This window comes from Kocuria salsicia (genome assembly GCF_039532055.1).
Taxonomy (GTDB): Bacteria; Actinomycetota; Actinomycetes; order Actinomycetales; family Micrococcaceae; genus Kocuria; species Kocuria salsicia.
In genome coordinates this window covers 270,728-282,318 of record NZ_BAAARF010000008.1, presented here as the reverse complement: position 1 = coordinate 282,318, position 11,591 = coordinate 270,728, and the positions used below count along the sequence as shown (strand labels likewise).

General features: G+C 68.4%; 8 protein-coding genes. 5 read left to right on the top strand and 3 right to left on the bottom strand.

Translation table 11 applies throughout. The annotated features are described in order from the left end of the window. Positions 1-7 precede the first annotated feature (7 nt). Positions 8-175, bottom strand: coding sequence for a hypothetical protein (locus tag ABD264_RS08410; protein ID WP_153245893.1), 168 nt, complete (start codon positions 173-175; stop codon positions 8-10). A gap of 478 nt (positions 176-653) precedes the next feature. Here ABD264_RS08410 and ABD264_RS08405 point away from each other — a divergent pair, with 478 nt between their 5' ends. Further along, positions 654-2,645 carry a M13 family metallopeptidase gene (locus tag ABD264_RS08405; RefSeq protein ID WP_344205440.1) on the top strand — a complete coding sequence of 664 codons (1,992 nt, stop codon included), beginning with the start codon at positions 654-656 and terminating at the stop codon, positions 2,643-2,645. 87 nt (positions 2,646-2,732) lie between these two features. Here the strand turns inward: ABD264_RS08405 and ABD264_RS08400 are convergent, their stop codons facing one another. After that, complete coding sequence (locus tag ABD264_RS08400) at positions 2,733-3,263, bottom strand: DUF4190 domain-containing protein (RefSeq protein ID WP_344205439.1); 531 nt, start codon at positions 3,261-3,263, stop codon at positions 2,733-2,735. Positions 3,264-3,415: 152 nt separating this feature from the next. Between ABD264_RS08400 and ABD264_RS08395 the strand changes: the two genes are divergently transcribed. From ABD264_RS08395 to ABD264_RS08385, 3 genes are all read left to right on the top strand, one after another. Beyond that, complete coding sequence (locus ABD264_RS08395; protein WP_238693896.1) at positions 3,416-3,811, top strand: YidH family protein; 396 nt, start codon at positions 3,416-3,418, stop codon at positions 3,809-3,811. Further along, positions 3,808-4,149 (top strand): DUF202 domain-containing protein, encoded by a 342-nt coding sequence (locus ABD264_RS08390; protein ID WP_344205436.1) that lies wholly within the window; start codon positions 3,808-3,810, stop codon positions 4,147-4,149. The genes ABD264_RS08395 and ABD264_RS08390 overlap by 4 nt, the downstream gene beginning before the upstream one ends. A 127-nt stretch (positions 4,150-4,276) precedes the next feature. Further along, positions 4,277-5,824 (top strand): amino acid permease, encoded by a 1,548-nt coding sequence (locus tag ABD264_RS08385; protein ID WP_126874216.1) that lies wholly within the window; start codon positions 4,277-4,279, stop codon positions 5,822-5,824. 223 nt (positions 5,825-6,047) lie between these two features. Here ABD264_RS08385 and ABD264_RS08380 read toward each other — a convergent pair whose 3' ends face one another. Beyond that, a complete protein-coding gene (locus ABD264_RS08380) occupies positions 6,048-7,337 on the bottom strand; it encodes an adenylosuccinate synthase (RefSeq protein WP_145011942.1) in 1,290 nt (429 codons plus the stop codon). Positions 7,338-7,591: 254 nt separating this feature from the next. Here ABD264_RS08380 and ABD264_RS08375 point away from each other — a divergent pair, with 254 nt between their 5' ends. After that, positions 7,592-11,452 carry a S8 family serine peptidase gene (locus ABD264_RS08375; protein ID WP_344205433.1) on the top strand — a complete coding sequence of 1,287 codons (3,861 nt, stop codon included), beginning with the start codon at positions 7,592-7,594 and terminating at the stop codon, positions 11,450-11,452. Positions 11,453-11,591: the final 139 nt, after the last annotated feature.

Sequence of the window (11,591 nt, the reverse complement as noted above, 5' to 3'; positions counted from 1 at the left end):
CGTCGTCTCACCAGGGACGCGAGGGCCCCAGTACCAGCGGCAGCAGCACCATGAACACCGTGATCCCCCATGGCAGCTCCGTGAAGCTCGCGATTAGCCACAGGAGCAGAGCGGTGCACACTGACCACGCCACGATCCACACGCCCATCCGGGTGTCGCCCTCGTTCTCAGCCATCGGCCTCTCCTCACCGGGTCGCTGGGGGGCACCACAGCCCACGACTGTGTGCCGTGGTGGGAACTCTAGCCGGGGTGCCCTGCGCCCCGCGGCGCGCAGGGAGGCGCGGCACCCGGTCCCGCGGTGCGATCTTTAACGGAGCAAACGCACGATCGAGGGCCCCAGAGTGCGTTTGCTCAGTTTTTGCAGGGGTGACACGGGTGGCAGGGGCAGGGTCCCGGGGCGGCGGCGTCGTGAACGGCGCATCCCGCCTTTCTCCTCCCCCGTGCCCGGCCCTGTCCGCCCACCACCCCGGATTTTGTGCAGGTTGTGACGAAACCAGGCCGCGAAACGTCACAAGCTGCACTTTGTTCGAGGGGTGGGGGCAGAACGGGGCGCGGATCGTGCCCCGGGGCCCCGGTCGCGCCTCGTTTAGCTGTCCGAAAAAGGCTCCGCCGGACCGTGGAGCCGCGGCGCTGGGGTCGTTAGCGTGTGCACCATGACCACTTCCGTATTTGACCTCGAAGGCTTCGACCGCTCGGTCCGCCCGCAGGACGACCTCTTCCGCCACGTCAACGGTGCCTGGCTGCGCACCGCGGAGATTCCGGACGACAAGCCCAGCACGGGCGCGTTCATCGAGCTGCGCGACAAGGCAGAGCGGGCGGTGCGCGAGATCATCACGGGTGCGAATGCGGACGGCGAGCAGGCGGCGTCGTCCGCGGAACAGAGCGCGGAGACGAAGATCGCGCTGCTGTTCGCGTCCTTCATGGACACCGGGCGCATCGAGGCGCTCGGCACGGAGCCGCTGCGCGAGGACCTGGATGCCGTGGCCGCGATCGACTCGCCGCAGGCGCTCTCCCGCTGGTTCGGCACGGCCATGCGCCGTGGCGTGGGTGCCGCGCTGGACATCGACCTGGACTCGGACCCGGGGGACCCGCAGCGCAACCTCGTGTTCGTGGGGCAGGCTGGGCTGGGACTGCCGGATGAGGAGTACTACCGCGAGGAGCAGTACGCGTCCCTGCGCGAGAAGTACGTGGCGCACGTCCAGAAGATGCTGGAGCTCGCGGGGTACGACGACGCCGCGCAGCAGGCTCGCGCGGTCATGGACCTGGAGACGCGCATCGCCTCCCACCACTGGGACAAGGTGACCGTCCGGGACCTGACGAAGATGTACAACCCCATGAGTTTCCATGAGCTCGCCGGGCAGGTGCAGAACCTGGACTGGGACGCCGTGCTGGAGGGTGTGGGGCTGTCCCCGGAGCACCTGAGCACGGTGGTCAACGCGCAGCCGAGCTTCTTCACCGGCCTGGACGGTCTGCTCACGCAGGACGAGCTCGAGGCGTGGAAGTCCTGGGCCCGCTGGAACGTGGTCTCCGCGCGCGCGGCCTACCTGCCCGAGGCGTTCGTGGCGGAGAACTTCGCGTTCTACGGCACGGCGCTGTCCGGCACCCCGCAGCTGCGCGAGCGCTGGAAGCGCGGCGTCGCGCTGGTCAACGGCGCGCTGGGCGAGGCCGTGGGCAAGCTGTACGTGGCGGAGAACTTCTCCCCCACCGCCAAGGCCCGCATGGACGAGCTGGTGGCCAATCTGCTGGAGGCCTACCGCGACTCCATCGAGACGCTCGACTGGATGACCGAGGAGACCCGCGCGGAGGCCCTTCGCAAGCTCTCCGGCTTCACCCCCAAGATCGGCTTCCCGGAGAAGTGGAAGGACTACTCGGCGCTGGAGATCCGCGGGGACGACCTCGTGGGCAACGTGGTGCGCACAGCCCAGTTCGGGGTGGCCGAGCTCGCGCGCAAGGCTGGCAAGCCGGTGGAGAGGCACGAGTGGCTGATGACTCCGCAGACGGTCAACGCGTACTACCACCCGCTGCGCAACGAGATCGTGTTCCCGGCCGCCATCCTGCAGCCCCCCTTCTTCAACGAGGACGCGGACGACGCCGTCAACTACGGTGGCATCGGATCGGTGATCGGCCACGAGATCGGCCACGGCTTCGACGACAAGGGCTCCACGTGCGACGGCGAGGGAAAGCTTCGCAACTGGTGGACGGACGCGGACCGCAGCGCGTTCGAAGAGCGCACGGCCCGGCTGGTGAGCCAGTACGCGGCGCTGTCCCCGGCACAGTTCGACGGCGACGACGCTCCGCACCTCAACGGCGAGCTCACCCTGGGCGAGAACATCGGTGACCTGGGCGGCCTGTCCATTGCCCACAAGGCATGGAAGACGGCTCAGGAGAAGAAGGGGACCCCGGACACCGAGAGCATCGACGGGTACACCCCGGCGCAGCGGCTGTTCATCTCGTGGGGCTACGTGTGGCAGGAGAAGTCCCGCGACGAGGCGTTGCGCACGCGGATCGCCACCGACCCGCACTCCCCCGCGGAGTTCCGCGCGAGCCAGACGCCCCGCAACGTGGACGCGTTTTACGACGCGTTCGACGTCACGGACACGGACGCCATGTGGCTTCCGGAGGAGGAGCGCGTGCGCATCTGGTGACACCCGCGCCACCTCGCACACGGCAGTGGCCGGCACTCTCCGTCCAGGAGGGTGCCGGCCACTGCCGTGCGGTGCGTGAGCCGCCGGTCAGACGTTCGAGCTGTTGAACTGGTCCTGCATCTCGGACATCGCGAACCCCCAGATGGCCATGAGGAAGATCACCCACAGCACCACCAGGATCAGCAGGGCCACCCCCACCCAGCCGAGGATCTTGCCCGCCGTCGCGCGGCCGCCGAGCTTCTCCGCCTTGGACGCCTGCCACACCGCGAACGGGGCCAGGATGGGCAGCACCGTGACGCCGAGGATGCCCAGGACCAGTGAGGCGTCCGTGCTCTTGAGCACCTGCTGCTGCCGCTGGGCGTCCTCCGGACTGCCGGGGACGTACTCCCACCGGCCCGTGGGCTGGGCGTAGGGCTGGTACGAGTTGGTCGGCGCGGTCATGGCCCCTCGCCCGTGTGCGTCGTTGTTGCGGGCGGGGGCGTTCTGGCCGTCGGTGTCGTGGCCTCGCCCCGTGCCGCCGGAGTACCTCTGGCCACGGCTCGCCTCGTCCTGGGCGCGCGCCTGGGGCCGATCCGCGGAGGGCTGACCCCCTGCTGCGGGCTGGTTGCTCGTAGTCACGATCTGACCTCCGTGCCTTGACAATGTGCGAACACGACCATCCTGTCGCACGGGTCACACCCCCGGCAATAACCCTCTCCGCCGCCCCGCACGTGCACGGCGCGGCATACCATCGGTGGGAGTGGCCGCACCCATCCAGCCCGAGGAGAACCGTGACCCGCCCCGAAGACCCTGCCGCGCGACGTCGTCGTGGAACCGTCAGCGAACGGCTCCTGCGCGGCGGCACGGAACCGGACCCGCGGTTCACCCTGGCCAACGAGCGCACGTTCCTCGCCTGGATCCGCACTTCGCTCGCGTTCCTGGCCGGAGGCATAGCCGTGGAGGCATTCACGGGTGACGTCTTCGACCTGGTCGTGCGGAAGCTTCTGGCCGTGGTCCTGCTACTGCTCGGCATGCTTCTCAGTGCGGGCTCGGCCGTTCGCTGGCTCAACGTGGAACGCTCGATGCGCCACGGGGCGCCCCTTCCGCTGCCGCTGATCGCACCTCTCGTGGCCGTGGGCGGGGCGATTGCGTCCGGCGTCCTCGTGGCGGTGGTGCTGACCCGGTGAGAGCCGCACCCGCTTCCGTGCCCTGCCCCCACGAGGACCCGGGGCTGCAGCCCGAGCGGACCGCGCTGGCGTGGGGCCGCACCATGATGACCCTGTGCACCGCGGCCGCCATCTACCTGCGCTGGCTGCCCACCCACGGTGTCTTCGTGCTCTGCCTGCTCGCTGTGGCCCTGTGCCTGGCGGGCGGGATCTACGCGACACAGCGACGTCGCTACCGCCGCGCCACCACCGGGATCGCCGGGGAGCGGCTCACCCCGGACGCGGTGGCCGTGGGCCTGACGGCCGGGGCGTGCGTGGTGCTCGGGGCGCTGGGCCTCGTCACCATCCTTGTTTTCTGACGAGTTGTAGACACTTCCGCCCACCCGGGCGTGGGAACGGGCCACGGAATCGGCTGACGCCGCATAATAGCGGTCAGCCGTCGCGCCTCCTGCGCCGGCACCGGACCAACACTTTTGGGAGTACCCAGTGGCCTCATCCTCGACCGGTGGGGGAAACAGCCAGGCGGTCCCCGCACCGACCGCCCCGCACGATTCCCACCACCCAGATACTCCGCGCACCGGGCAGGATGAGCCGGCCGACGGCTCCCTGCACCGCACCCTGAAGCCCCGCCACCTGACCATGATCGCCATGGGCGGGGCCATCGGCACCGGCCTGTTCGTGGCCTCCGGCAACTCGATCAACACCGCAGGCCCGGGCGGCGCGCTCGTGGCCTACGCGGCCATCGGCTTCATGGTGTGGCTGCTCATGCAGTCCCTCGGCGAGATGGCCACGCACCTGCCCGTGGCCGGCTCCTTCGAGGAGTACTCCACCCGCTACATCAGCCGCTCGTTCGGCTTCGCCATCGGCTGGAACTACTGGTACAACTGGGCGATCACCGTGGCCGCGGAGCTCGTGGCCGCAGCACTCGTGATGCGCTACTGGTTCCCGGACACCCCCGCGTGGATCTGGTCCGCACTGTTCCTGGTCATCCTCTTCACCCTCAACGCCCTCAGCGCCCGCGCGTACGGCGAGGGCGAGTTCTGGTTCTCCCTCATCAAGGTCATCACGGTGGTGATCTTCCTGGTGCTGGGCGTGCTCATGATCCTGGGCATCCTGGGCGGGCCCTCCCCCGGCTTCCACAACTGGACCGCGGGCGAGGCGCCGTTCGTCAACGGCTTCACGGGCATCATGGCCATCTTCATGGTCGCGGGCTTCTCCTTTCAGGGCACGGAGCTCGTGGGCGTGGCCGCCGGCGAGGCCGAGAACCCCGGCAAGACGGTCCCCAAGGCCATCCGCACCGTGTTCCTGCGCATCCTGCTCTTCTACATCGGTGCCATCACGGTGATCGGCTTCCTGATCCCCTACACCGATCCGCACCTGCTCGCGAGCGACGTGCAGGACGTCTCCATCTCCCCCTTCACCCTGGTGTTCGAGCACGCGGGCGTGCTGGCCGCGGCCTCCGTCATGAACGCGGTGATCCTCACGGCCATCCTCTCGGCGGGCAACTCCGGCCTGTATGCCTCCACGCGCATGCTCTACGCTCTTGCGAAGAGCGGCAAGGCCCCGCGGTTCCTGGCAAAGGTCAACCGCCGCGGCGTACCCATGTACGCGCTGCTTGCCACCACCCTGATCGGCATGTTCTGCTTCCTCACCACCCTGATCGGTGAGGGCGAGGCGTACGTGTGGCTCATCAACGCCTCCGGCCTGGCCGGATTCATCGTGTGGATGGGCATTGCCTGGAGCCACTACCGCTTCCGCAAGGCGTACGTGCTGCAGGGCGGGGACCCGAAGAACCTGCTCTACCGGGCGAGCTTCTTTCCCCTGGGGCCCGTGATCGCACTTGTCATGTGCGCCGTCGTGATCGTGGGGCAGGGCTACAGCCTCTTCACTGCTGGGGACGTCAACCCCCTGAGCCTGCTGTCCTCCTACCTGGGTCTGCCGATCTTCCTGGCCCTGTGGCTCGGCCACAAGCTGGTCACCAAGGACGAGCCCGTGGACCTGCGCACCGCGGACGTCTCCCCGGCGCACCACTGAGCCGCCCGGCGGCGTCGTCCCCCGTCATGGACGCCGCCGCCCACGCACCTCGCACACATCTCCGCCCCGGTTCCGTGGGAACCGGGGCGGAGCTGTGTGCATGGGAAATCAGTGGCTACCGGGATCCTGCATCCGCCGGGAACCCCCACCTGTCAGAATCCTGCACTGGCAGGGGTCGCCGTGCACCCGGGACCCTGGCACCGGGCAAGGCGACTTCGGCCGTTCAGTCCGAGATCAGGTCCCGAACGACGATGGTGTCGTCGCGATCCGGTCCCACGCCGATGGCGGAGATCCGGCACCCGGAGAGGTCTTCCAGTGCGGCCACGTAGTCCTGGGCGTTGCGCGGCAGGTCCTCGAGGGTGCGCGCGCCGGTGATGTCTTCCTTCCAGCCGGGGAACATTTCGTAGACCGGCTTGGCGTGGTGGAAGTCCGACTGGGTCATGGGCATCTCGTCGAAGCGCTGGCCGTCCACCTCGTAGGCCACGCACACGGGGATCTGCGGGATCCCGGTCAGCACGTCCAGCTTGGTGATGAACAGGTCCGTGAAGCCGTTGATGCGCGCGGCCTGGCGGGCCATCACGGCGTCGTACCAGCCCGTGCGGCGTGGGCGGCCCGTGTTGACCCCGAACTCGCCGCCCGTGGTCCGCAACCGCTCGCCCATCTCGTCGAAGAGCTCGGTGGGGAACGGACCGGCGCCCACGCGTGTGGTGTACGCCTTCTGGATGCCGATCACCCGGGTGATCCGCGTGGGGCCCACGCCGGACCCGACGCACGCGCCGCCGGCCGTGGGATTGGATGAGGTCACGAAGGGGTAGGTGCCGTGGTCCACGTCCAGGAACGTGGCCTGGCCGCCCTCCATGAGCACCACCTCGTCACGGTCCAGGGCCTCGTTGAGCATGCGCGTGGCGTCCACGATCATGGGTTCGATACGCTCCGCGAAACCCATGAAGTAGTCCGCGATCTCGTCCACCTCGAACGCGCGGCGGTTGTAGAGCTTGACCAGCAGCTCGTTCTTCTGCCGCAGGGCGCCTTCGATCTTCTGCCGCAGGATGGACTCGTCCAGGAGGTCCTGCACCCGGATGCCCAGCCGGCCCACCTTGTCGATGTAGGACGGGCCGATGCCACGGCCGGTGGTCCCGATGGCGCGCTTGCCCAGGAACCGCTCCGTGACCTGGTCGAGCGTCTGGTGGTATGGCGCCACCAGGTGGGCGTTCGCCGAGATGCGCAGGTGGGAGGTGTCCGCACCGCGTGCTTCCAGACCGTCGATCTCCTCGAAGAGGGCCTGCGGGTTGATGACCACGCCGTTGCCGATCACGGAGGTCGCGTTGGGGCTCAGGATGCCCGCGGGAAGGAGCTTGAGCTCGAACTTCTCACCGCCCACCACCACGGTGTGGCCGGCGTTGTTGCCACCGTTGGGCTTGACCACGTAGTCCACGCGGCCGCCCAGGAGATCCGTGGCCTTGCCCTTGCCTTCATCGCCCCACTGGGCGCCGACTATCACGATTGCTGGCATGGAAACACTCTCTATCCGGGTGTGGCCCGACGGCCGGAGGAACCAGCAGCCCAGTCTACCCGGCCAAGCCCTCCGGAGGCCGGTCGGGCCGGAACAGCGGTTGAGACCGGGCGATGAACGGCGTCACACAGGTCGCAATCAGTGTCGACACAGGGAATTTGGACGAAATCGTTGCTTTTGCGCATGTCAGAGCGCACTCTTGGGGACACTGTGATGCGTCTGACTGCATTACTCGACGGGCAAAGGAACACACCATGAATCATGAGACAGGGGCAGGTCGTGGCAGAGCCGCCAAGACCTGCCTGGCCACGGCCCTCGGCCTGACACTGGCCCTGGGCACAGTGCTGCCGGCGAGCGCCGTCGAGGTCCCCCCGGGCGCCCCCGCGGACGACCTCAACCCCCAGGGCCCGGACCGCCTGATCAGCTCGGACCTCAAGGACGCCGAGGGCCAGGTAGCCGTCTTCGTCCAGCTCCAGGGCCCGAGCGCCTTCGAGGCCACCCAGCCGGAGGGCGTGCGCACCGGCACCCAGGATCCGGTGCAGGCCGCGGCGCAGGTGCAGGCCATCCGCCAGTCGGTTCAGAGCGCCGCATCATCCCTGGCCTCCGAATCCAGTTCCGACCTGCTCTACACGACCGCCAACGCCCTGCGCGGCGTGGCCCTGCAGGGCGACGCCGCCCAGCTGCGGGATCTCGCCAAGCGCTCCGAGGTCGTCAAGATCTCAAAGATCACCCCCCAGTACCGCAGCAACGCCGGCTCCGTGGTGGACACCAACGCCCTGAACTCGTGGTCCCAGACCGGCCAGACGGGCAAGGACGTGAAGGTCGCGGTCATCGACTCCGGCCTGGACTACACCCACGCGGACTTCGGCGGCCCAGGCACCACGGACGGCTACAAGAAGGCCAAGGCCTCGACCGAGCTGCCGGGCAAGGACTCCGACCTGTACGACCCCAAGAAGTTCGTGGGCGGCTACGACCTCGCTGGCGACTCCTACGACGCCCGCGTGGCCGGCAGCGTGCCGAAGCCGGACTCCAACCCGCTGGACTGCGAGGCGGGTGGACACGGAACGCACGTGGCAGGCACCACGGCCGGCTACGGCGTCGGCGCGGACGGCAAGACCTTCAAGGGCGACTTCACCAAGCTGACCGAGGACCAGGTCAAGAAGATGAAGATCGGCCCGGGCACCGCGCCCGAGGCCCAGCTGATGAGCTTCCGCGTCTTCGGCTGCGAGGGCTCCACAAACCTCACGATCAACGCGCTGGACCGCACCCTGGACCCCAACATGGACGGGGACTTCTCGGACAAGGCGGACATCGTCAACATGTCCCTGGGCTCCGACTTCGGCCCGGCGGACGATCCCCAGAACGACCTGATCGACGCCCTGTCACGGCAGGGCATCCTCTCCGTGATCGCCGCGGGCAACGCCGGGGACTTCCACGAGATCTCCGGCTCCCCGGGCAGCGCCCGCTCCGCCCTGACCGTGGCCAACTCACAGGGCAGCACGGCGGCCCAGGACAAGGCGCAGGCGCTCTCCCCGGACAGCGCCAAGGGTGAGCTGACCGGTTCCTACAGCGGCAGCTACGACTACTCCGGCGCGAAGCCCGAGGACCTGCAGGGTGACATCGTGGCGGCCCCCGCGGACAACAAGTTCGGCTGCACCCCGTTCTCGCAGAACTTCGCGGGCAAGTGGGTCATGCTCGACTGGGAGGACAACGGCCCGTTCCCCTGCGGCTCGAAGGTGCGCTTCGACAACGTGGCGGCCGCCGGGGGCAAGGGCGTGGTGCTCGAGTCCGACTACGCGGTGGACCCCTCTGCGATCGCCGGCAACGCCAAGATCCCGGGTCTGCTGATGGGCAAGAAGTCCGTGGACAAGATCAAGCCCGCAGTGCAGACCGGCGGGGCGAAGATCAAGCTGGCCCCGGAGTGGATCGGCGCAGCCAGGACGGACACCGGTTCCAAGGACCAGGTCAACGACTCCACGTCCCGCGGCCAGCACGGCAGCAACGGCGTGCTCAAGCCGGACGTCGCGGCTCCCGGCACCAACATCGGCTCGGCCGGCGTGTCCATGGGCAACGGTGTCTCGGTCAAGACGGGCACGTCCATGGCCACCCCGCACGTGGCCGGCATCGCCGCCCTGGTGCAGCAGAAGCACCAGAACTACAGCCCGCAGAACATCAAGTCCGCCATCATGAACTCGGCGGTTCACGACGTCCACGCGGCGAACGGCAAGACCTCCGCGGTGGACCGCGTGGGCTCGGGCCGCGTGGATGCGCTGCGCGCCGTGAACCAGGACGTCATGGTCTACGACAAGGCGGACACGTCCGTGGTCTCCTCGACCTTCGGGGTCACCGAGATCAGGAACGCGAGGGACACCTTCTCCCGTGAGCTCGTGGTGGACAACACCGGCGGGGCCGCGCACACCTACCAGGTGCGCTTCGACCCCTCCACCGAGGTCCCGGGCGTGAGCATCACCGCACCGGCCTCGGTCACCGTGCCCAAGGGCGGCAAGACCACCGTCAAGGTGACCGCCACCGTGGACCGGGCGAAGCTGGAGAAGACCCACGACCCCTCGGAGGCCGTGACCCAGCTGGGTCTCGCCCGTCAGTTCCTGGCCACCGAGTCCGGCCGCCTGGTGCTGAGCGAGAAGGGCCAGGACATGCGCGTCCCGGTCTCGATCGCCCCGAAGCCCGTGGCAGACATGCGCGTGGACGGCGCCGCACTGAACCAGTGGGACAAGCAGGGTGACGCCACCGTCCCCCTGACCGGAACCGGAGTGGACCAGGGCGGCTGGAAGTCCGCCGTCGGCGCCTTCGAGCTGGGTGCGAAGTCCGACCGTCTGGCGTCCACCAAGCTGGCCGGCGGCAACTCCCAGTTCGCAGACCTGCAGTACGTGGGCGCGTCCTCAAATCTCCCGCAGCTGAAGGCTGACAAGGGGGACGCCGCCAGGGACGGCCTGGTGAACTTCGGTGTCTCCAGCTGGGGCAACGCCAGCACCATGAAGCCGGACGCCGAGATCCAGATCGCCATCGACAGCACCGGCAACGGCCGGGCCGACCACTACGTGGCCCTGGGCCGAGCGGACGGCCTGGACTACCCGGTGGCGAACCTCTACGGCTACGTCAACGGCGAGCTGAAGGTGATCGACCGCCAGCCGGTGAATGGCTCCTGGGGTGACACGGACACGAACACCTTCGACACCAACGCCGTGGTCCTGCCCGTGAGCACCGCGAAGCTGGGCATCGACCCCACCAAGAGCGGCACCAGGCTGAACTACCAGGTCTCCACCTACTCCGCGAACATCGACGGCGCGGTGGACCAGACCGAGACGATCTCGTTCAACCCGGTGGCCCCGACCGTCTCGTTCCGCGGGGAGAAGTTCAACAACTCGCTGTTCACGGACCTGCCCGGCAAGAAGCTGACCGCGCACCGCGGTTCGGACAAGGCCGAGGGCGAGGCACTGTTCCTGCACCTGCACAACGGCACCGGGGACCTCTCCGGCATCCACAAGGGTGAGGACGGCGCGAAGGCCGACGTCAAGCGGGTCCAGCCCGCGGCGTCGGTCCCCGGGACGCAGGATCCGATGTTCAAGGACGTGCCGAAGAACTACGTGTTCCACTCGGAGATCTCCTGGCTGGCCAGCAAGGGCATCACCAAGGGCTGGCCGGACGGCACCTTCCGCCCCACCCAGCCCGTGCAGCGTGACCAGATGGCCGCGTTCCTCTACCGGATGGCCGGTTCCCCGCAGTACACGCCTCCCACGAAGTCTCCCTTCAAGGACGTGCCCACCAACCACGTCTTCTACAAGGAGATCTCCTGGCTGAGCGAGCAGGGCATCACCAAGGGTTGGTCCGATGGGACGTTCCGCCCCACCCAGAAGATCAGCCGTGAGCAGATGGCGGCCTTCTTCTACCGGATGGCGGGCTCACCCTCCTACACGGCCCCGAAGGTCTCCCCCTTCAAGGACGTGCGCACCACGGACGTCTTCTACAAGGAGATCTCCTGGATGAACGGGCAGGGCATCGCCAAGGGCTGGGCAGACGGCACCTTCCGCCCGGGCCAGGCCGTGCAGCGTGACCAGATGGCCGCCTTCCTCTTCCGCTACGACCAGCTGAAGTAGGGATCTGGTCCCGGGCAGGTCTCCGACGCGTCGGCAGACCGCCCCAGGACGAGGGCCCGTGGCACCCACACCGTGTGGGAGCCACGGGCCCTTCCCATGCCCGACGGCATGTGGCGGCTTGCGGCCGGGTCCTGCGGTG

Coding starts and splice junctions, on each gene's coding strand:
- ABD264_RS08410 (WP_153245893.1), bottom strand. CDS start 175: ATGGCTGAGAACGAGGGCGACACCCGGATGGGCGTGTGGATCGTGGCG.
- ABD264_RS08405 (WP_344205440.1), top strand. CDS start 654: ATGACCACTTCCGTATTTGACCTCGAAGGCTTCGACCGCTCGGTCCGC.
- ABD264_RS08380 (WP_145011942.1), bottom strand. CDS start 7,337: ATGCCAGCAATCGTGATAGTCGGCGCCCAGTGGGGCGATGAAGGCAAG.
- ABD264_RS08375 (WP_344205433.1), top strand. CDS start 7,592: ATGAATCATGAGACAGGGGCAGGTCGTGGCAGAGCCGCCAAGACCTGC.